The sequence below is a fragment of the Rhodococcus sp. PML026 genome (assembly GCF_000963615.1).
In the GTDB taxonomy this organism is placed as follows: domain Bacteria; phylum Actinomycetota; class Actinomycetes; order Mycobacteriales; family Mycobacteriaceae; genus Rhodococcoides; species Rhodococcoides fascians.
Genome location: NZ_KQ031371.1, coordinates 568,387 through 589,636, shown reverse-complemented (window position 1 = coordinate 589,636; position 21,250 = coordinate 568,387). Strand labels below are relative to the sequence as shown.

The following is a 21,250-nucleotide window of genomic DNA, read 5'->3' as shown; positions in this document are numbered from 1 at the left end:
TACCGCCATCGCGGACATGGCTGCGCATTCGTCGTTCACTCCGGTGGTGACCCGGCTGGGGTGCCTTCGTGGGGTGGCGACGTTGACAGCGTTCGGTTTGGCGACGGAGATCGGTGAGTGGGACCGGTTGACCGGCCGCTCGATCGGTGCGTTCGTCGGGTTGATCCCGACCGAGCATTCTTCCGGTGAATCCCGGTCGCAGGGCGGTGTCAGCAAAACCGGCAATGCTCACGTACGCCGACTGCTGGTCGAGGCTGCCTGGCATCATCGCAAGCCGTATCGGCCGGGGCGTGAACTGGTGGCACGGTGGAAGGCGTCGACTCCCAAAGCCAAAGCGCGAGGACATCAAGCGAACCGGCGGCTGCACGCACGGTGGGAACATTTCGACGAACGCGGTAAACGTGCGGTGGTCGCCAATGCCGGGATCGCACGAGAGCTGGCCGGCTGGTGCTGGTCGTTGGCCACGCTCGAGGAATGACTGAAGCTCCGACGCCGAAGTAGCGATCTGCGTCGGGATAGATGTCCGGAATGAACGGTCGACGACGATGTGGGATGTGGCCGAGCGTCTGGGAGTGACCCGCTAGCCGCCTATGAGCAATCCTCAACTGCGCGTTGGGATCACGCTCGACTCATAGACTTGCGATCCACTCCAGCCGAAACAGTCCGTCCTGCGGTAACCAACCCGCGTATATGAGAGTTGACGACGCGTCGAACACTACGACACGCTCACCTCCCACTCGCATCGATCACCATCCCGGCAACAGGAAGCGGTGGCACACACGACGGTGCGTGCCACCGCTTCACCATGCCGTCGTTGACAGGCCGACCTCCATATGAGAGCGGCTTCGCCGCATGTGCGCGGAAATTCGTAGCAGAGACCGTGTGCTGTCTTGATACATGTGGGACACGGGTGTCTCGATACATGTGGGACACGATTCTAGGCTGCGGGGCGGTGGAGTTGTCCTTGGTAGCGCTTGTCGGTGTTCAGGTGCAGGTGGCCGAGGACGTCTCCGCTTGCCGTGTAGGCGGTGACGTGGTTGCCGTCGCGTAGGACGGTCACGCGAGTGTAGGCGTGGGGTCGTCCGACGGAGATCGTGTGGTTGCCGACGGCGATCACGCCGGAGTCGGAGACGCGATGGGTGCCGACGGAGGCGTCGACCTGGGCGGGTAAATGCTGTGGACCGCCGAGGGTCGCAGCTCGGTTCCATGCCTGATCAGGGGGCATTTTCACGGCACTGTGGCGGCGGTCGGTGTTGTAGAACTTCTGGTATCGGTTGCATGATTTCTGTAGTTGCGCTGCGGTGGCGGGCCGGGTGGGTTGGTCGGTGAGCCACTCTTTGAAGGTCCGGTGGTGGCGTTCGACTTTGCCGTTGGTCTGCGGGTGGTACGGACTCGAGTGGATGAGCCGGGCACCGGAATCGGTGACGAATGCACCGAACTTCGAGCGGCCCTTCGATGCGGTTGCGCAGAACGCCATTCCGTTGTCGGACAACACTATTGCTGGCACACCATAGTCGGCGAACGCTGTACCGATGGCGGTGATGGCTCCGGCGGTGGTCTCGGCGTGGCAGACGTACGTCGCGACGAGGGTGCGGGTGCAGTCGTCGAGAACCTCGAAGACGGTGGCTTTCCCACCGCCGGCGAGTACGACTTCGGTGGCGTCGATCTGATAGCAGTCACGGGGTCGGGCGTATTGGAACCGGCGGTAGGACGATTTGGGTCGCTTCTTGGGTTCCGGGGTCACCAGGCCGTGGCGGGTGAGGATGTTGTTGATGGTCGATCGGGCTGGGATCTTCCAGCCTTTGCCGGCCCAATCATGTTCGGCGGCAATCTTGGTCAGCTCGTAGCGGATGTTGTCGGCACCGTTTTCGCGGCCCAATTCGCCGCGGAGCGCGATGATGTGGGCTTCGACAGTGTCAGGGGTGCGTGCCGGGCTCGAACGAGGCCGGCGGGAGTCGAGCTCCCACCGGCCCCGTTCCCGGATCCGGGCGGCGTGACGGTTGGCAGTACTGCGGGAGAGCCCGTGATCGGCGCAGAAGCCAGACAGGCCTCGTTCGTCGAAGACGTCAGCTCCCTCGATGATCCATGCGGTCAAGGTGGCGTCGAGCAGGTTCATCCGGGCATCCGATCTGGCCATGGATTACTCCATAGCCGGTCACAGTGCCCCGCAGCATCACCACAGCCTGTGTGTCACATGTCCGTGGACATCTCGTGTCTCATATGTCCCCGGACTGAACACGTAGCAGAGACCGAGTTTCCGCGCACAACGATCCAAGGGGGTTCGAGCAACGGTTCGGGCACCATGGAGGTCGGACGCGACCGACGTCGTTCGTGAGAGGGGTCTTCGTGTCGATTCGTCCGGCCGAGGTCGGCACCGTGTCGATCGTGTTGGGAGCGCTGGTCGTTCTGGTTCTCGATGCTCACACTGCATGGCAGACGCCTTCGCACCTTCGGCGCACGATCAGTGAATACGGACTCGGCGCACAGCAGTGGGTGTTCTCGATCGGGGTCGTCCTGCTCGCGTTGGGTTCTGCTTTCACTCTGCTGGCCGCGGTGCGACAACGGCTCACCCGACATACCTCGGTAGCGTCCTTGTGTCTGATGCTGTGGACTATCGGCCTTGTTGCCGTTGTCGCCGTGCCGAAGCAAGATTGGTCGAACGACGCGTCACTGAGCCTCGGCGGGACGATCCATCGACTCGGTGCGGCAGTGGCGTTCGTCAGCATCCCCGTCGCGGTCTTCGCGTTCTCGCGGCCCTGGATTCGTCAGGGTCCATGGACTGTCCGGGCACGAACGACACTGTGGCTGAGCGTGCTGTCCGTCTGCACGCTGCTCCCGATCGCATACGCACTCGTTGTCGGTGCCGTCGGCACGCGACCCTGGTATCGGGTGGTCACCCTCGGCTACGTGGAGCGCGTGCTCGTCGTTGCCGAAGTGATCGCATTGATCTCGCTGGCCTTGTGGGTGTGGGCAGCCGAACGTAGGAGTCCTGCTTCCGTGAAGTCGCAGGAGATCGAGGCCTCGCGGCCCGTCTAGGGAACCGATCGCGCGTTGCGTGCGTCCAACCTGTCAGTGCCGTCGGAGTCGAGAGGTTGAATGAATGCGTGTGATGTCTGGACGTCGAATTGCTGTGGCGTGCAGCGCGGTGCTGTTGCTGACGGGATGCGCCGGCTCGACGAATGAAAGCCCGGTCGCGAGCGAGGACACATCCACGTCGGCGGTGACACCGGGTCCACGAGAGCCATTCGATCCATGCACTATCCCGAAATCTGCGGTGACAGCAAGCGGCTTGGACGTGAGTACGGAACGACCCGACTTCGCTGGAATCACCACATACCCGGGTTGGAAGAACTGCACGTGGGATGCACGAGGGCCGGAGGCCTGGTACTACCTGTCCGTCATGTCGTCGATCAACTCGATCGACGAGTATCTGCGTAGCCCACAGAACGAGCGGCAACTCTCAGTCCAGGTCGGCTCGCGTGACGCAGTTCAATACAACTCCGACTACCAAGGAAACCCGCCGACTGGATGTGACATCGCATTTGACGTGAACGGAAATCTGATCATTTTCGTGGTGGACACGATTGGTTCAGAAGACACCTTGGGTGATCCGTGCGAAGAGGTTATGGAGCACGCAATCAAGCTCGAGCTGCACCTACCGAAGTGAGGAAGTAGACGCATGACCGACAGATCGTTCGGACTCACCGACAACCTCATTCATTGGCAGATGCTGCGGGACCGAGCCTCCGCAGGCGAGCTCTCGGTCGAATCGGACGTTGCCCAGCGGTGTGACAGGGCATGCGAGATTTATTTGCTCGACCTGTCCAGGATGCTCGAGATGACCAAGGGTCTGTCGAGGCCTGAAGCTTTTGGCAATCTGCCGTCAGCCCAACAACTCGGAGCCAAATTCCATCGCCTTGCTGTCGGCGAAGAAGGCTCCGCTCGCTTTGCGATCAAGCAGCAGATCGAGATCATCAAGACCATGCGCGAGTTCTTTCGACACTATTTCGCGAGTGTCGAGGCCGTGGACAGTGCCACCGCGGCAACAGTCGAAGCGCTGTCGCCACCGCGATAGACGAAAAATCCCGACGACCCAGTTGCTCGGTCGTCGGGATCGGTCGTTCGAAACGTGCTGCTAGCGAGCCAGTTCCACTTCGGCTTCCTCGTCGACGAAGGGATCGCCGTTGCGCGGAGCGTTGTAGCGCTCGAGATTCAAGATGCCTTCCCGCTTGGCGACGATGGTCGGCACCAGAGCCTGGCCGGTGACATTGACCGCGGTACGGCCCATGTCGACGATCGGTTCCACTGCGAGCAGCAGGCCGACGCCGGCGAGAGGCAGGCCCAAGGTCGACAACGTAAGAGTCAGCATCACCGTCGCGCCTGTCGTTCCTGCTGTTGCCGCTGAACCGATCACAGACACGACGATGATCAGCAGGTAGTCGGTGATGGTCAGGTCGATACCGTAGAACTGCGCGACGAACAGTGCTGCGATGGCGGGATAGATTGCCGCGCAACCGTCCATCTTCGTCGTCGCCCCGAGCGGTACCGCAAACGAGGCGTACTCACGCGGCACGCCCAGGTTGCGTTCGGTGACGCGCTCGGTGAGAGGCAGAGTGCCGATCGACGATCGCGAGACGAAACCGAGCTGGGTCGCGGGCCACACGCCCGAGTAGAAGGCGCGCACCGAAAGACCATGAGCGCGAACGATCAACGGGTACACCACGAAGAACACAACAGCCAGGCCGACGTAGATCGAGACGGTGAACACTCCGAGCGAACCGATGGCGTCCCAGCCGTAGGTGGCCACAGCATTGCCGATCAGAGCAGCAGTGCCGATCGGCGCGAGGCGAATGATCCACCACAGCACCTTCTGGACAATGGCCAGCAACGAGGCGTTGAACGCGAGGAAGGGCTCGGCCTTCTTGCCGACCTTGAGTGCAGCGATACCGATGGCAGCGGCGATCACCAGCAACTGCAGGATGTTAAAGCTCAACGACGTGGTCGCGGTACCGCTCTCGGCAACCGTGGTCTTCGCACCGAGCGCGAGGAAGTTGTTCGGCACCAAACCGGTGAGGAACGACCACCAGGATCCGACGCTGGACGGATCTCCTGCCGAGTCCGCCCCAGCGCTGGTCCGCGATCCGGGCTGGGCGACCAGACCGATGACGATGCCGATGATCACCGCGATGAACGCCGTGATGGCGAACCACCACAGCGTCTGGATTGCCAGACGTACAGCGTTCGTGACTTCACGAAGATTGGCGATGGAACTGACGATGGCCGTGAAGACCAGCGGAATGACCGCGACGGTGAGCAGCTTGACGTAGCTCGAACCGATGGTCGAGAGGGTACCGACCAACCAGTTTTCGTTGCCGTCGGCCGCGTCGGGCATCGATCGAGCGATCAGCCCGAACACGACACCGAGTACGAGACCGGCAACGATTTGTGGACCGAACGCGGTTGCCCAGGTAGGGACACGGCGCGTACGGGTAGCGCTGGGCGCAGACATGGTTATGCCTTTCGAAAAGAAGAGACGCCGACAGAGGTGGGCGAGAAAGTGCTCATCGGGACGATGTGCCCGACGGAGAGGTTGCGGTCTAGAGGACCGTCAACAGGTAGCGCTGGCTTGCAGACGCAAGTCGACGTAGCGTCGAGAGGTCAGCAGCGGATTCACTGGTAAGACGGTACTCGTCCGACAATCGCCGCGACGGGCAGGGTTCTTCTGAGGGTTCACTGTGGAATCGATGAGGGTGCGCTGCGCGATCGACGGTTCGCCGATTTCGTGAGCTACGTTGAGTTTTCCGCAGCCGACGAAACGAGATCATGAGTACGACAGCAAAGCCTCGAGGACTGGTTCGGCGACTACTACAAGCGATGTGCGCTGTTGTCGCAGCGCTGGTCGCGGTCGTTCTGGCATCGGCCGGATGGGTTGCGTACGCGACGGCGGGCAAGGTCTACGACGTCGACGACGCACCGGACGCGCCAGTAGGGATCGTTCTCGGTGCCCAGGTGCGCGACGGCAAACCGATGCGCTTTCTCGCCGGTCGGCTCGACACCGCCATTCAGTTGATGGAGGCCGGAAAGATCAAGGCAATCCTTGTCTCCGGTGATGCAGACGGCAAGTCCGGCAACGAGATTCAGGCTATGACCGAGTACCTGATCGAGCATGGAATCGACCCTGACGTCATCATCGGAGACGATCACGGCATCGATACCTACGACACGTGCGCCCGCGCGAAAGAGACGTTCGGCGTCGAACGTGGACTCATCATCAGTCAACCCCTTCACGTCTCGCGCGCCGTGGCGCTGTGCGAGGACATGGATCTGGAGGTCGACGGCGTGACCGCCGATTGCATCGACTGCAACACGCTCGCTGTTGTGCGGAACTACGCACGAGAGTTGTTGGCACGCCCCAAAGCAGTTCTCGATCTGTGGTCCGGACGCGATCCAGTCGTTGTGTCCCCGCCGAACGATTCACTTGCGACAATCACCGGCAAATGAGCGTGCCCGACGGCGATATCGCGGTCCCGACCGTCGTACGAGAGTTGGCAGGGTACGACGGAATCGAACCTGTGTGGTCGAATGTGCTGGGAGGCATGACATTCCGCCTCGGCCAGGCGCGCTACGTCAAGTGGACGCCGGTCGAAAGCTCGATCGACCTGGAAGACGAGCGGTGTCGTCTGGACTGGGTAATTCGGTACACCCCGGTTCCGAAAGTCCTCGAAACCGGTTCGGACGCTACCGGGTCCTGGATGATGACTGAGGCTCTGCCGTGGGAGAACGCCGTCGCCGATCGCTGGATGGAGGACCCGGCCACCGCGGTCCGAGCGGCGGCAACCGGCCTTCGCGCGTTTCACGATGCAGTCCCCGTCGCGCAGTGCCCGTTCGACTGGTCGGTGGTCTCTCGTATCGGCGATCGCGAGTTGCCGGTGAAATCTCCGTCGGTCGATCGACTGGTCGTGTGTCACGGCGACGCCTGCATGCCGAACACCCTGATCGCCGCCGACGGATCCTGCGCAGCGCACGTGGACATGGGCAGCATGGGCGTCGCCGATCGTTGGGCAGACCTGGCACCGGCAATCTGGAGTACCGAGTACAACTTCGGCCGGAGCTACTGCGATGCATTCTTGGATGCGTACGGCATAGACCTCGACCGTGAACGGCTCGATTACTACTTGTGGTTGTGGGAGTCGACCTGATCGGCGACGCGGAGTGTTCGCGCAGACGCGACTACAGTGAGCGAGTCGGTTCGACGACTCAGCGAACCCCGTGCTTTACAGGAGTGGACGCTTGAGCTGGATTCGCTTGAACGACGTTGCCAAGGGATACGACCAGAAGGTGATGTTGCGTGAGGTGTTCTTCCGCCTCGCCGACGGCGATCGCATCGGTCTGATCGGCCGCAACGGCACAGGCAAGACCACCCTGCTGCAGCTTCTCCTCGGCCGAGAGACCCCGGATTCGGGGGGCGTCGACGTCACCGAGGGTGCTCGCATCGGCTACTTCTCGCAGTTCTCCGAACTGGACGGCGATCGCAGCATTCAAGCGGAGCTCGAATCTCTCTTCGGTGCCGTCCACGCAATCGAGACCGAGTTGGCCGAGGTCGAGGCCGCATTGGGCGGTGACCTGGACGAGAAGCAGATGTACAAGCTCGTCGATCGTCAAGCCGAACTGCTCGACGCCATGGAGAACAGTGGCGGTTGGACCTACCACCAACAGATCGACACCGTGTTGTCGATGCTCGGATTCAACGCCGAACGACGGGAGCTCCCCGTCGATCGACTGTCCGGTGGTTGGCGCAACCGCGCGGCGTTGGCCAAGATCCTCATCGAGGCCCCGGACGTCCTGCTCCTCGACGAGCCGACGAACTTCCTCGATGTTGCCGGAATCGCGTGGCTCGAACGCTGGCTACGAGACTTCCGCGGTGCGCTACTCGTTGTCTCGCACGACCGCGCATTCCTCGAGCAGGTCGTCACCAGCATCGTCGAAATCGAGAACCATCACCTGCAGACCTATGACGGTAGCTACTCGGAATACGTGCAGCAGAAGCAGTTTCGACTCAAGAACCTCGAACGTGAGTTCAGCAACGAACAGCAGCTGCTGGCCTACGAGCAAGAAGCGATCAGTGATCGTAAGGAAGCAGTGAAGAACCCCAGCGGAGTGCTCAAACGTCGACTGGCGAACATCAAGAAGAGCAAGAGCCCCCGCCCGGTCGACACGGTGGTCACCGCAATCTACGGCGGTTTGCATGTGCACGACAACCTCGCGGAGATCACGGGAATCGCGAAAAGCTATGGCGAGCAACGACTCTTCGAGAACATCTCGTTCACCGTGCACCGCGGTGACCGTATCGCCATCACTGGGCCCAATGGATGCGGAAAGACCACGCTGGTCGACATCCTCGTCGGTGCCGAGCAACCCGACAGTGGCAAGATCAAATGGAAGACCAAGGCACCGTCCTTCATCTATTACAACCAGGTGCTCGCCGATCTCGATCTCGACGACACTGTCTCGCACTCGGTCAACGCGATGCCGGGCAGTCTCGCTCTGACGGCGACGAAGAAAGAAGTCCACCGCTTTCTCACGTTGCTGCAGTTCTCCGAGATGGATCTGAAATCGAAGATCGGCGTGCTGTCCGGAGGGCAGAAGGCACGAGTTGCATTGGCGCAGTGCCTGTTGTTCGGCGCAGGCGTCATCGTGCTCGACGAGCCCACCAACCACCTCGACCTACAGAGCACCCAGGTGCTAGAACGTGCGCTGATGGCCTTCCCCGGTGCTGTGATTCTGGTGAGCCACGACAGGTTCTTCGTCGAGAAGGTGGCATTTCGGCAGCTGTCGTTCGACGGCAAGGGCGGCGTCACCGAAATCGCCGGTGTGCAGATGGCGTGACCAGAGAAGCTATCCGTTGATCTTGGACGCGGACGTGCCCCACTCGGCGTCGCGCAACTCCTTTTTCCTGATCTTGCCCGTCGATGTCTTCGGCAGCTCGACGATGAACTCGACGTTGCGCGGAGCCTTGTACGACGCGATGGCCGATTTCACGTGCGCCACGAGCTCGGCTTCCGACACGTCCGCGCCGGCCACCAGCACTACGAACGCCTTCGGCCGTTCTCCCCACTTGTCGTCGGGCACCCCGATGACCGCAACATCCGCGACGGCAGGATGGCTCGCCAGTGCCTGTTCCACTTCGATGGTGGAGATGTTCTCGCCGCCGGAAATGACGACGTCCTTGGCGCGATCGAGTAGCTGAACGTAGCCGTCGGGATGCATCACCCCGAGGTCACCGGAATGGAACCAGCCGCCCGCGAAAGCCTGTGTCGTTCCGGCCGTGTCGTTGTAATACCCCTTCATGACGTTGTTGCCGCGCATGACGATCTCACCCATTTCGGTGCCGTCGGGTTCGACATCGATCAAAACCCCACCGGGGCCAGGCTTGTCGCGGACCACCCGTAAACGGTCCGCAGTGAGCATGCCGACTCCCTGTCGAGCCAAGCGACGGGCCTGTTCGTCGGCGTCCAGTTCGAGCCATTCCTGCTTCGCCTCGCACACCGAATACGGACCGTAGGTTTCGGTGAGGCCGTAGACGTGTACGAGCGTTGCTCCCAATGCTCGAATCTTGGCGATGATCGTCGGGCTCGGAGGAGCTCCCGCAGTGACGATGGTCAACGGTCGATCGAGTGAATGTGCCTCTGCAGCAGTGGCGAGAGTGGTCAACACGGTCGGCGCACCGGCAAGGTGATCGACGCCGTTGTCGATGGCCGACCAGATGGCGTCGCCGCGCACTCCGCGAAGGCACACGTGTGTGCCGGACGCGGCCGTGACCGCCCACGTGGTGCACCACCCATTGCAGTGGAACATCGGCAGAGTCCACAGATAGCGTGTGTCGACCCCGAATCCCTGGTGGTGAAGTTCCCCCAGGGAATTGAGGTAAGCACCGCGGTGGGTGTACATCACGCCCTTGGGTCGACCGGTGGTGCCCGAGGTGTAGTTGATCGTGATGGTCGACGTCTCGTCGTCGACCTCCCAATCCATCGGTTCGTCCGTGCCCCGTTCGAGGAACGCGTCGTATCGCGTGGTGTGCGGCAGCCTGTCGTACGTGCCGTCCACCGAGGGGGTCTCGACGATCTCGGTGACCGAATCTGCGATGGGATCTGTTCCGAGACCGGCCAGCAGTACCGAATCACCCACCAACAGAACCGAACCGGAGTGATCGCAGATGTACCGAACTTCGTCCGGCGAGAGCCTGGTGTTGATCGCGACCAGAACGGCACCGGCCAGTGGCACCGCGTAATGCGCGAACAGTAGCTCTGCCGAGTTCGACGCCATGTAGGCCACCCGATCGCCGTGGCCGACCCCCGACGCGCGCAGTGCATGCGCGAGCCGGGTGACGGCGGCGGCGAACTGCTCGTAGGTGAAGGTGCGCGGACCATCCTCCACGGCGATCTTGTGGGGATGAACCTCCGCAGCGCGTTCGAGAAAGCGAAGTGGTGTCAGCGGAGTATCCAGACCGGTCATGCCAGCCAATGTAGCGCGCACTACGAGGCCAGATCTGATTTGTCGATACGTTCGCGCCCACCGGTAAGGTCGGCGCGTTCGGCGGCGGCACGGCCTGCACGTCGACCCGCATGATCGCGTGCCTCGATACGCACCTCCGTTGTCGACGGATACATGGCCGTGAATGCCTTGTTCACGGCATCGCTGCGCTCGGCCAAGATCGGCAGCAAGGCGCTACCGTGATGCTCCGACGCCGCCTTTGTAGCTCGCTCCCGAGCTTCCAGCAAGCGCTGGCCGATACGGTGGGCGTACGCGATCAGAAAAGATTTTCTGAAGCTGCGACCTCGGGCTTCCGGTGATTCGGCGAGTTCGTCGAGTGCGCGAGAAGACTGCACGAGTAGCGATGTGAACAGCAGCTCGCACAAATCCAGATCGACTTCGAGCCCGACGATGTTGACCAGAGCGAATCGCTTGTACCACAGGGTTCGGGCACCATTCGCTTCGCAAACACTGTGCAGGAGAAGAGACTTGGCCTCCGAGTACGGACTGTCGACCAAGATGCGGCGGGTGGTTACGTCGCCGATCGAACCGCGCGGGTTGTCGGACTCGAGCAGCGCATGGTCGATGGCATAGCGGGTCATGAGATCTTGAGCCTTCGCCGAAAACGCCTCGGCCTCGGCCGGAAACTGGGTGGACTCCGCCTTTGCCAGTAACCCCCGGATCTTGCCCAGCATCTTGGGATCCGAGACGCCACTCTTGTGGGCCGACGACGGTGCTGGCGAGGATCGAACCGACGACCACTGCGATGGAATGGGAACCAGCTTGTCGAGTGAACCCAGTGAGGTCGTATGACCGAGGACGGTCAACACCGTGTTCCAGGAGTCGGACGTGGAGACCCGAGGTCTCGCACACCACCTTCGGAGGCGTTCGACGGACACGCCTGCGGTGGAATCGATTTTCAGATCGATCAGTTGCTCTCGCCAGGAATCGGGTGCGTTGGTGAGGGCAGAGGAACGCCCCGCATGGGTGGCGATCGCCTCCACCACGAGCATCCCGGCCGCGCCCCCGGCCATCTTTCGAGTAGCGTGCGCGAGTTCGGCCGGCTGCCAACCGATCTCGAACAACCTGTCGACAGAGTGGTCGAGTATCCGTGCTGATACGGCGTACGCAGGATCGACCTCGGGCGTGTACTCGAATTTCGCGAGACGGTCTGCAACCAGCCGAACGTACGCCTTCCACCCTGACCCTCGAGTGGCGTAGTCGAGGCCCATTTCGACGAGGCGAACCGGATCCGCGTCCGGCCGGATTTGACCGGTGCGGTGAAAATTTTGAAAGCTGTCCAGATCGATACGACTCATCGTCGTCCCCTCCACGTCCCCCGGTGTGGTCCCCGAACTTTTCGGTGAATCGCAGAGTAGGGGAGGGGTCCGACAAGTTATTCGAACATGTCAGCGAGGAGCGAGCATCAGCAGCAGTTCTTCCACCGACGGCAGGCCGGGAATCACGGGAAGGTTCGGTACAGGAGAAGCAGCGGGCGGTGCCGTCAACTCGACGCCGCCCAGCGCTGCCAGGACGTCGTCGGTCTGTGAGCGGCGCGGTCCATACGTGTTGGAAGCCACGACGAACTCGTCACCGATCGACGTGGACGCAACCACGCTCGATCCGTCGTCGGCCCATCCCCATTTGCTACCGGTCACGCCGGGTAGTTGCTGGGTGCCCCAGTCCTGCACGGTTCCGTCGGCTGCAACCGGTGCGGCGGAGTTCATCCAGCCGAGGACCGGGCTGGCGGGGTCTGTTCGCTTCTTCGCCGCCAGGAATCGCACGGTGTCGGCTGTGCTGGTGTAGGAACTGCCCCAGAAACCGCCCCGCGAGGTAGAGGTGAGTCCGAACTCCGTTGCCGTCGAATCGATGGCCTGGGGATATTTGTTGTCGAGTACCGAGGCGGCACCGTCGTCACTGACCTGGACCATGCGTGCGGCCAGGTCGCGATCTCGCGGCGAACCGTCTCCGAAGCGCACGACGTAGTCGGCCATGTAGAGCTTGACCGTCGACAACCCCGGGCGCGCCGAATTGTCCTCTGCGCTGCCGACGTACGTACCCGTCGGGACGTGTTCGTACGAGATCGACGTCCGCGCCGGCACATCTGCCAGATCGCCCGGTGTGGGCAGAGCCTGCGCCGGTGCGGCGCACGCGAGCGCCATGGCAATTCCGACAAATGGGACAGCGGCTGTGGTTGTGATGCGACGCAGGCCCGGCATCTCGGTCTCCTCGAGGTGTTGGCCCGCCGCGAATCGGTGGCCGATACACCCCAATCTACCCCGATGGTCGTCGCTTCAACCTCACGCCCGGACCGGATGAATGTGGCTTTGTTGCACTCAGAACGACTGACAGTCGCATTGATCCCGACCGGGTGGGGTGTCGGAGCCGATCGGTCAGGATCGGCGCAGTGCCAGCAATTTGTCTTTCGAGCGCCGCAGCGACCCTCGACCCGAGCTCGCCGTCCATGCGCTCGGCAGATCGATCGGATCGGTCAGGCGGCCTGCGTTGAAGTCGTCGACCAGATGTCCGACGGTCTCCTGGGCACACGATTTGTTGGTGCCGATGAAGCCCGAAGGTCCTCTCTTGATCCACCCGGTGACGTACGTACCGGTCGACGGGGATCCGCCCACTTCCTCGAGTACGCGGCCGCCGAGGTTGGGGATGATGCCGACTGCGTGATCGAACGGAATTCCTGGCAGCGCGACGCCGCGGTATCCGATCGAGGTGAGGACGAGGCCGGCGTCGATCGTTTCGATCTCGCCGGTGGCGGTGCTGCGCACTACATCGTCGGTGTCGGCGGTCAGACCCATGCGCTCGAACTCGACCCCGGTGACCCGATCCGTGCCCAGGATTCGAGTGGGGGAGAGCAGGTAGCGCAGCGTGACGCGCTTTCGGCCGTCGATGTGCTCGGGTGACTCGTCGACGTGCCGCAGCAGTTGCAGCTTCTGGGCGACCGCGTGAGGCAGGTCGTTGGTGCCGGCCAGTCGTACCGTCACCGGATCCAGTGCGAGCTCGCTGCGATCGACGGTGAGATCGATATCGGGGACGGTCAGCAGTCCCGCGAATTCGGGCACGGTGAACGCGGATTGCGCCACGCCACGCCGACCGACGACCATTACCTCTCGAATGGCACTGTGGCGCAGTGCTTCCAAGGCGTGGGGGGCGATGTCGGTCGCGGCGAGTGCGTCGGGGTCCATGGTCAGGATCCGGGCCACGTCGAGTGCGACGTTGCCGTTGCCGATGACGACCGCTCGTTCGTGTGACAGATCGAACGTCCGGTGAGCGTGATCGGGATGGCCGTTGTACCAGGCGACGAAGTCGGTCGCCGACGTGCGCCCGGGCAGTTCGGCTCCGGGGATACCGAGTTCGCGATCCGACGACGCTCCGACCGCATAGATCACGGCGTGATGGGTGTCCATCAACTCGTCGTGCGTCACGTCTTTTCCTACCTCGACGCCGAGGTGATAGGTGAATCCCTCTTGCGCCGAGATGGTTTCGAACAGCCGTGACACTTGACGTGTCTTCTGGTGGTCGGGTGCAACACCCAGGCGTGCCAGACCGTGCGGTTGCGGAAGCCGATCGTAGACATCGACGCTGACCCCCGGCTGCGTGAGCAGCTCGTCGGCCGCGTACATCGCCGAGGGTCCGGACCCGACGATCGCCACCCGGAGCGGTTGGCGATCTCTCGACACCGAGGCGGCCGGCGTGACCGGAGCCAGAATCGGCCGTGGCGGCCGCTCCTGCTTGTAGAAGTCGGCATTGATGGTCAGGAACGGAAGTTGAGCCTCGGTCAGTTTGGCCTGGGGAACGATGGCGTCCACCGGGCAGGCCGACACACAGGCACCACAGTCGACACACGATTGCGGGTCGATGTGCAGCATTTCCGCCGTCAGGAAGTCCGGCTCGTCGGGGGTGGGGTGTATGCAGTTGACGGGGCACGCGTAGACGCATGACGCGTCGCTGCAACATGATTGGGTGACGACGTGGGGCATGTGGGGTTCCTGACGGCGGGCGCTGCTGTACGGATAACTGGCGCGTGGGGTGTCGAGAGGGCTATGCGGCGAACTGGCTGGAGCTGCGGTCCGGCTCACTACGGAAACGTGATGCCTTGCCGTCGATTCCGCACAGCTTCCACATCAGGCGAGCCGCCCGGTTCATCATTCCGGTATCGGTGGCCAGCATGCGCACATCACCGAAGTAGTCCTGCAGAGCGTGCTGCGACTGCTCGGTTCCCCAGAAGAGGTCCTTCTTGACGCTCTTCGGAATGTCGAACTTCGTCCAGAATTTCTTCGGCGGGATGACGATGACGTCGCACAGAATGCGCATCGTGACGGGGAAGGCCAGCGACAGCAGGAAGCGTCCGATCTTGGACATCTTGGGCACACGACGACGCAGGAGCTGGTGCGCGAAGGAGATGTGCCGAGCCTCCTCGGCCACGTGAATGGCCATCACGCTCTGCATGATCGGATGGATCTCTTCGCCCGAGCGAAGCACCGACTTCTGGATGTGGTCGATGGGTTCCTCGCCTGCGAGGACGCCGACGAAGAACAATTCGGGTAGCAGCGTCGCGAACAGGGGGATGAACGGCGAGAGCATCTTCATCGGTCGACTCATGCCGGGAGCGTCGGAACCCACCCGATTGACCATCTCCTGGAACATCAGGGTGTGGTTGCACTCTTCGATGGATTCGTGGGTGCAGTAGCGCGCCTCGGCCGAACCGTTGGGCAGCGAGAATACGTACTGCATCATGCCGCGGATCAGGATGTTCTCGAACTGCAGGCCGACCTTGGCGACATTGGCCTGACGCCACATACCGATCTCGATCTGCCGGTCCAGCGGCAGGGACTTGTACCAGTCATGGCCCCCGATGGGGTCGGTCTTGGCGGGCAGTACCCAGCGGGGATCGTTCGCGGGAACCGCGAACTTCTCGGACTCCCAGTCGATGTCGACGTAAGGATCGAAGTGTTTGTGCACCGAACCCTCGGACAGCAACGTGAGTGTTTCGTTGTACTGCTGCTCGTCCGTGGCGTCGATGTCCACCGAAACGGACGTGGTGCCGGTCGTCAGTGTCATGGCTTCTCCAAACGTGATGCGAACATGGAGTTAATGTAACCCCAGTTAACATGAAAGGGAAGCCCGTCGACATTTTTCTGTTTCGGATGGCGCTACTGATCGTCCGAACGCTCGTCGGACACCTCCGCGACTTCGTCGGTCTCGAACAGCTGCAATTGGATCGCCGACGGATCGACCACAGGAGTGACCTGTTCGGGGGTGCTCCGCAGCACCTCCCGCAGGGCAGCCACTGCGCGACCCCAGTTCGCGGCCTCGCGATCCGCCTCGTCCACATCGCAGTGTTCGTCGCCCAGGTCCGCGGCTACCGCCATGCCGCGCCACGATGCCTCCTGCTCGGCGCTGATGCGGAGATACGACACGACCACGTCACGGTCCGAAGAGCAGCACTCGAGGACGGTGCGTGGCTCGACAGCATCGGGCGAATCCGCGATCAGCTCTATCAACGCGAGCAGACCGTCCGGGAAGTCGTCACCTTCGAGGACCGGAGGAGTCGGTTCGCCGAGCCTGCCCCCGAAGTCCTCGGCGAACTTGTCGTCGACCTGCTCCCACACGTGCGAGAGCATCCGGACCGCCCACAGCAGGTGATCGGCCACGAACGGTGATCCGCTGACACGTACCTGGGCCACGATGCAGTCCTGGACGAGATGCAACATCACATCGGGAAGCTGCACGTTGAGATCGACCAGCAACTCGGCTGCACGGGTGCGACCGGTGACCGCGTGCACCAACGTCGAGTTGATCTCGACGACCGGCTCGGTGGATTTGACCGTGACGTATGCGGTGCCGTTGACGAATCGCAGAGGGATGTCGCCGTCGGGGTCGTGATCGGGCGGAAAGCCGAACCAGGGTTCGAGTGCACGATCGACGAGTTGCTGCAGGTGGTCCTTCCCTTTCGGCTGCACGCACAGTGGAACGACTGCCGAGACGGGTTCGGTGCTGGCCTCGAAGCTCGGCACGTCGTAGCGTCCGGTGGCCCGCGAACTCAGAAAAGACGGGTGTGGCAGGCCCCAGATGTCACGGAACACCGCGACCGTCTTCTTCGCCAGATCATCGGACCACGAGCGATTGCGGTCGACGTGGGGTGGCGTCGGCTCGGAATCCCGAGACGTTCGAAAGCCCAACGCGTTCAGTGCTTCTCGCTGAGCGTCGGTGATGGCGCGACTACTGTGGAGGTGCTCGTTGGCGGGCAGCTCGCAGCGAACCATGTCGAGATCCCATGCGTAGAACTGGACGCAGGCCGCGGTGTCCGGAACGCCGTCCGTGCTGTCGTATCGAGACTCGATCACCAAGGCGTCACCGTCGCGCATGGCGCTGACGTACTCGCCGAGCCGGCGCTGGAAGTGCATCCATGCCGAGTCGACGTCGAAGTCGAACTCGAGTGAATCGCTCATGTCGGCTCCTTACCCGAATCGCGCTGAGATAACGCGGCGTCGGTCACGCTAGCGGCGAGCACCGACAGAGTCTCGGCGCGCGCGAGTGCGTTCACGACGACGCCGAGTCCTCGAGCGGCTCGTGCGTCTCCTCGTCCAGCGCCCCGAAAGGGTGCGCCTCGGCCACCCCGTCCAGAACAGCGGGACGCAGCGCATGTGGAACCGCCAGGACCTCTTCGATTCGCACGAGAATGCCTTGCTCGATCAGAGATCGAACCCGATGGTCGATCAGCTGCGCCGTCCGCAGGTCCTCACCTTCCAAATCGGCGTAGTCCTCGCCCTCGTTGTTCAGAGGCAGCTCGTCGGTCATCGCGGCCAGCAGGGTCTGAACCGCGAACGTGTTGGCAAGCGAACGGGACACGTCGGGGTCGTCGGCGTCTCCGGACAGCTGCACTCGGACGTGTTCGGCAACCAGCTCATGAACGGTCTCCGCCTCACGCTTGGCCAGAGAGGGGGCGTTGTCGCCGAGCTTGGCCGTGTCGCCGTCGATCCGGACCAGTTCGGTCGCGATGGCCGTCGACCAGTAATCGACGGCTGCAACGTCCGAGGACTCGGTGAGTCCGGCGGGGTCGAGTGGGGCCGGGCCGACAGCGGTGCGTAGATGGACGTCGTCCGACACTGCGAGTCCGTCGGCGACGCGAGCAACGATGTCATCGAGCGCAGGCAACAGCGGCAGAGCCGAAATGGCCGCAAGCTCCTGGTCGAGCGAAACGTTCGGCAGATCGATGTCGTCTGCGTCGAGCATGTCGGGCTCGTCGCCCTCGAGGAAGTCGGAGAGGTCTTCCATGCAGTGTGCGTAGTCCTCGGGGCTGCCGTCCCACAGATCGGTCTCGTCGAGGAACGTCAGATACTGCAGTGACGTCAGAACGAGGTTCACCGCCGTGTCCTCGGCTGTCTCCGATTCCTCCTGCAGAATGCGTTCTGCAGCATCCACCAGCAGGTGCGCATCGGCGGGAATCCACGCGCTGGGGGAGAACCCGTGGCGCGCACCGGACAACTGGGTCAGTGTCGACGACACCAACCGTGAGATTGCCTCGGCCTGCTCCGACATCTCGCTCTCGTCGAGCCACTCGACGAAACCGTCGATCAGATCGCTGATCCGCTCGGATACGACACCGGTCGGTGCCGGCCGAGATTGCTGGTGACGCCGTTGCCGGGCCTTGGTCTTTTCTGCACGTTTCTGTCCGCGGTTGGCAGGCCGCTTCGATCCCATGGCTCGCAGCTTATCCGCTGACATGTCCGGTTTCGTCGCGTGACGCCTCTAGCCGCGAAGGAACGAGTCCGCGGAAGCGGCCAGTGCAGCATCGGGTGCCCGGCGATACAGCTCGGCCGGGCGACCGCCACCTGCCGTCGTCGTCGTGCTCGTTCCCTCGAGCGCGGTGATGACGTGGCGGCGAAACGTGTCTTTGGAGAACGCGCGATCGAAGACGATTTCGTACAGCGATCGCAGTTCGAGGAGCGTGAAGGTGGAATCCAGAAATCCGGCAGGGTCGATCTCTCGCGCGTAGCGAGCTCGGAGGTCCAGCACTGCCTCGGTGACCATCTCGCTGTGATCGAACGCCAGCGTCGAGCCCGGCACCACACCGTCGATGGCGACCGATTCGGATGTCGCAGGCAGTGATCGACTCGGTGTTGCTGCGCCGTGCGCCATCGACAGCACCCAACCGCGGTCGTCGCGGCCGGGCTCGTCGAAGAGCTTGAGCTGGTGGAACTGCAGATCGACGATGTTCGCCTTGGACTCGAGTGCGCGTTCGGCGGCTTCGGTCAGGGTTTCCGACGGGCGCAGAAACGTTCCGGGAAGCGCGAGGCCCCGCTCCGAGGGCACGACAACGACCTGCAACTGCTGTTCACGGACCGTCAGGACCGCGACATCGACCGCAACCGAAGGGCGCGGGTAATCGGTCAGAGCCTTGCCGTCTCGGTCCGTCCACGTCATGGGTTGCAGCTTAGCGCAAGTCTGATCTATTGTTAGATCAACAACGATCTAAGGGGCAGCGAATGAACTTGACCGACAATCAGCGGGATCGGGCGCGTGGGGTACTGCTCGGCACTGCAGTGGGCGATGCGTTGGGCGCGGGGTACGAATTCGGATATCCGACGCCGGAGACTGCCATTGCGATGATCGGCGGCGGCGCGTTCGACTGGGCCCCGGGGGAATGGACCGATGACACGTCGATGGCACTCTGCGTTGCGAGCGCTCTCGAGATCGACGGAGACGTCGATGAGGTGGCAGCGAACTTCCGCGCCTGGTTCGCGGTGAATCCTCCCGACGTCGGCAATCAGACCCGGAAAGTGCTGTCGCAGAGAGCGAGCACCGGATCGGAGATGGCCGCGGTCGCGGCGTCGCTGACCGGCCGGGCCGGTGGAAACGGCTCGTTGATGCGGACCGCGCCCGTCGCGCTGGCCTATCTCGACGACGTGACCGGATGCCGGGCTGCTGCGGAGCGGATCAGCGCGCTGACCCACTCCGATCCTCGTGCCGGTCAGGCATGTCAACTGTGGTCGCACGCGATCCGGCACGCGGTGCTACACGGAACGTACGACGGTATCGCCGACTTCCTGCGCCACGAAGAACCCGATGTCCGGGACTTCTGGCAGCCGCTGCTGGACAGCGCTCAGGAGGGCGAGCCGACCGACTTCCCGAAGAACGGTTGGGTCGTGCACGCGCTCCAGACGGCCTGGTGGGCGATACATCGCGCGGCAGACGCATCGTTGCCCCTTCCTGCCGCGCTCGAACTGTGTGTTCGAGCAGGCGGAGACACCGACACCACCGCCGCGATCGCAGGCGGACTTCTCGGTGCACGGTGGGGCGCGTCGGCGGTCCCGACGCAGTGGCGCGAGCTGGTCCACGGCTACCCGGGGCTGCGCGCCGACGACCTCGATCGCATCGCCATCGCGATCGCCGAGAGAAAGGACGACGCATGACGATCATCGACGTAGTGCATGGTGATATCACCGAGGTGGCCGCAGACGCGATCGTCAATGCGGCCAACACCCGACTCCTCGGCGGTGGCGGGGTGGACGGCGCGCTGCATCGGGCCGGAGGCCCCACGATCCTCGCGGAATGCAAGGCGTTGCGGGCCACCACCCTGCCCCACGGCCTCGACACCGGTGCCGCTGTGGCCACCACCGCAGGCAGGTTGCGCGCCGAATGCGTGATCCACACCGTCGGCCCGCGCTATTCGAAGAACGAAGACAGATCCGAACTACTACGCCTGTGCTACCAGCGCAGCCTGGCGCTGGCGGCGTCGATGAATCTGAAATCCATCGCCTTTCCGCTCATTTCGGCCGGGTCCTACGGTTGGCCGATGCACGACGCCATCACTCGACAGGTCCTTGCCGTCAAGTCGGCGCGGCCATCCGTCGACCTCGTCATGCTCGTCGCATACTCTCGCGAGGCTGCGGAGCTGACACGGCGGATGGTGAACTAGTTCTCGCAGCCGACCCCGTCCCCGTCGCGGTCGAGTTTGCTGCTGTATCCCGGGTCGCCGGCGTAAATAGGGGCTGCGCCTGCTGCACGCACCGCGGAGCAGTTTGCGTAGTAGGCGCTCTCCGGCACCGCTGCCAACGGCGCGGGAACGGTGTAGACGGGCTCGGGTGTGTACACCGGCTCCGGGATGTAGACAGGTTCGGGAATGTAGACGGGCTCGGGATCGGGGATGTACTCCGACGTCGTCGGTATTTCCACGATCGCGGCGACGGGCTCTGTTGTGGGTGCGGCCGTGGTTGTCGTGGTCGGTGCCGGCGTGGTGGTCGTCGGACGTGCGGACGTCGTCGTCACGGTGGGTAGCGCGGGCACGGCCGCGACCGGGGTGACGGCCACCTTCTCGGGTTCGGTCGATCCCGTCAGTCCCATGACGATCAACGCCGGAAGAACAGCGATCGCCGGTACGGCCCAGCCCTTGCGTCCACGCTCGGGGGACAACCGGAGGTACGCGACGCCCGCAGCGAGCATCGATGCGCCGACGAGTACCGCACCGAACTCGAACGAGATTATGGCTCCGATCAAGAAGATCGCGCCGAAAATAATTGCCGCCCAGGCGAAGATCTTGCCGACGAGGGGTCGTCGAGAAGGAGCTGGCTCGGGTGCGGGGCGCTGGAACGGTGGTGGGTAGGCATTGGTCATGTCGGATCGTCCTCGGGTCACGGGGTGTCGGTGTCGCGGCGAAGGGTGTCCGCGAGACGGGAGCAACCCCACGTTCTTCCGAACCGGGCGG

At 63.1% G+C, this 21,250-nt stretch carries 20 protein-coding genes; 9 read left to right on the top strand and 11 right to left on the bottom strand.

Annotation, left to right across the window (positions count from 1 at the left end; all coding sequences use genetic code 11):
- Window positions 1-478, top strand: a 478-nt coding sequence (locus VF34_RS10255) for a transposase (protein ID WP_045841387.1), incomplete at its 5' end; no start/stop codon positions are given.
- Between the two features lie 459 nt (window positions 479-937).
- Here VF34_RS10255 and VF34_RS10250 read toward each other — a convergent pair.
- The gene (locus VF34_RS10250) at window positions 938-2,137 is read right to left on the bottom strand and encodes a DDE-type integrase/transposase/recombinase (protein WP_231578188.1); all 1,200 of its coding nucleotides are present in this window, start codon (window positions 2,135-2,137) and stop codon (window positions 938-940) included.
- A 209-nt stretch (window positions 2,138-2,346) separates the two neighbouring features.
- On the opposite strand from VF34_RS10250, the gene VF34_RS10245 reads away from it, so the two are divergent.
- The 3 genes from VF34_RS10245 (at window position 2,347) to VF34_RS10235 (ending at window position 4,075) form a co-directional block, all read left to right on the top strand.
- Window positions 2,347-3,036: a DUF998 domain-containing protein gene (locus VF34_RS10245; protein ID WP_231578209.1), complete on the top strand. Its 690-nt coding sequence runs from the start codon at window positions 2,347-2,349 to the stop codon at window positions 3,034-3,036.
- 64 nt (window positions 3,037-3,100) lie between these two features.
- Complete coding sequence (locus VF34_RS10240) at window positions 3,101-3,667, top strand: DUF3558 domain-containing protein (protein WP_082079178.1); 567 nt, start codon at window positions 3,101-3,103, stop codon at window positions 3,665-3,667.
- 12 nt (window positions 3,668-3,679) lie between these two features.
- Window positions 3,680-4,075 (top strand): hypothetical protein, encoded by a 396-nt coding sequence (locus tag VF34_RS10235; RefSeq protein ID WP_045841349.1) that lies wholly within the window; start codon window positions 3,680-3,682, stop codon window positions 4,073-4,075.
- A 60-nt stretch (window positions 4,076-4,135) separates the two neighbouring features.
- On the opposite strand, the gene VF34_RS10230 is transcribed toward VF34_RS10235, so the two are convergent.
- Window positions 4,136-5,509: a dicarboxylate/amino acid:cation symporter gene (locus tag VF34_RS10230; protein ID WP_045841348.1), complete on the bottom strand. Its 1,374-nt coding sequence runs from the start codon at window positions 5,507-5,509 to the stop codon at window positions 4,136-4,138.
- Between the two features lie 314 nt (window positions 5,510-5,823).
- Here VF34_RS10230 and VF34_RS10225 point away from each other — a divergent pair, with 314 nt between their 5' ends.
- From VF34_RS10225 to VF34_RS10215, 3 genes are all read left to right on the top strand, one after another.
- Window positions 5,824-6,501 (top strand): SanA/YdcF family protein, encoded by a 678-nt coding sequence (locus VF34_RS10225; RefSeq protein ID WP_045841347.1) that lies wholly within the window; start codon window positions 5,824-5,826, stop codon window positions 6,499-6,501.
- On the top strand, window positions 6,498-7,199 hold the full coding sequence (locus tag VF34_RS10220) for an aminoglycoside 3'-phosphotransferase (protein WP_045841346.1): 702 nt from the start codon (window positions 6,498-6,500) through the stop codon (window positions 7,197-7,199). Before VF34_RS10225 ends, VF34_RS10220 begins: the two co-directional genes overlap by 4 nt.
- Before the next feature lie 91 nt (window positions 7,200-7,290).
- Entirely contained in the window at window positions 7,291-8,886 is a 1,596-nt protein-coding gene (locus VF34_RS10215) for an ABC-F family ATP-binding cassette domain-containing protein (protein ID WP_045841345.1), read from the top strand.
- A gap of 9 nt (window positions 8,887-8,895) precedes the next feature.
- Here the strand turns inward: VF34_RS10215 and VF34_RS10210 are convergent, their stop codons facing one another.
- The 8 genes from VF34_RS10210 to VF34_RS10175 all read right to left on the bottom strand — a co-directional run bounded on the left by VF34_RS10210 (window position 8,896) and on the right by VF34_RS10175 (window position 18,969).
- A complete protein-coding gene (locus tag VF34_RS10210) occupies window positions 8,896-10,512 on the bottom strand; it encodes an AMP-binding protein (protein WP_045841344.1) in 1,617 nt (538 codons plus the stop codon).
- Window positions 10,513-10,532: 20 nt separating this feature from the next.
- Window positions 10,533-11,849 (bottom strand): DUF2786 domain-containing protein, encoded by a 1,317-nt coding sequence (locus tag VF34_RS10205; RefSeq protein WP_045841385.1) that lies wholly within the window; start codon window positions 11,847-11,849, stop codon window positions 10,533-10,535.
- Between the two features lie 90 nt (window positions 11,850-11,939).
- On the bottom strand, window positions 11,940-12,749 hold the full coding sequence (locus tag VF34_RS10200) for a serine hydrolase (RefSeq protein ID WP_045841343.1): 810 nt from the start codon (window positions 12,747-12,749) through the stop codon (window positions 11,940-11,942).
- Window positions 12,750-12,923: 174 nt separating this feature from the next.
- Window positions 12,924-14,522, bottom strand: a complete 1,599-nt coding sequence (locus VF34_RS10195; RefSeq protein ID WP_052054977.1) for an FAD-dependent oxidoreductase — start codon at window positions 14,520-14,522, stop codon at window positions 12,924-12,926.
- A gap of 61 nt (window positions 14,523-14,583) precedes the next feature.
- Entirely contained in the window at window positions 14,584-15,603 is a 1,020-nt protein-coding gene (locus VF34_RS10190; RefSeq protein ID WP_032364396.1) for an AurF N-oxygenase family protein, read from the bottom strand.
- Window positions 15,604-15,695: 92 nt separating this feature from the next.
- On the bottom strand, window positions 15,696-16,994 hold the full coding sequence (locus VF34_RS10185) for a T3SS (YopN, CesT) and YbjN peptide-binding chaperone 1 (protein ID WP_052061240.1): 1,299 nt from the start codon (window positions 16,992-16,994) through the stop codon (window positions 15,696-15,698).
- A gap of 91 nt (window positions 16,995-17,085) precedes the next feature.
- Window positions 17,086-18,246, bottom strand: a complete 1,161-nt coding sequence (locus tag VF34_RS10180) for a hypothetical protein (protein WP_052054975.1) — start codon at window positions 18,244-18,246, stop codon at window positions 17,086-17,088.
- Window positions 18,247-18,294: 48 nt separating this feature from the next.
- Window positions 18,295-18,969: an NUDIX hydrolase gene (locus VF34_RS10175; protein ID WP_045841341.1), complete on the bottom strand. Its 675-nt coding sequence runs from the start codon at window positions 18,967-18,969 to the stop codon at window positions 18,295-18,297.
- A 62-nt stretch (window positions 18,970-19,031) separates the two neighbouring features.
- Between VF34_RS10175 and VF34_RS10170 the strand changes: the two genes are divergently transcribed.
- Together VF34_RS10170 and VF34_RS10165 are read left to right on the top strand one after the other, a co-directional pair.
- Window positions 19,032-19,958 carry an ADP-ribosylglycohydrolase family protein gene (locus tag VF34_RS10170; RefSeq protein ID WP_045841340.1) on the top strand — a complete coding sequence of 309 codons (927 nt, stop codon included), beginning with the start codon at window positions 19,032-19,034 and terminating at the stop codon, window positions 19,956-19,958.
- Complete coding sequence (locus VF34_RS10165) at window positions 19,955-20,464, top strand: O-acetyl-ADP-ribose deacetylase (protein WP_045841339.1); 510 nt, start codon at window positions 19,955-19,957, stop codon at window positions 20,462-20,464. Before VF34_RS10170 ends, VF34_RS10165 begins: the two co-directional genes overlap by 4 nt.
- On the opposite strand, the gene VF34_RS10160 is transcribed toward VF34_RS10165, so the two are convergent.
- Window positions 20,461-21,159 carry an excalibur calcium-binding domain-containing protein gene (locus VF34_RS10160; RefSeq protein ID WP_045841338.1) on the bottom strand — a complete coding sequence of 233 codons (699 nt, stop codon included), beginning with the start codon at window positions 21,157-21,159 and terminating at the stop codon, window positions 20,461-20,463. The two genes, VF34_RS10165 and VF34_RS10160, sit on opposite strands and share 4 nt — an antisense overlap.
- Window positions 21,160-21,250: the final 91 nt, after the last annotated feature.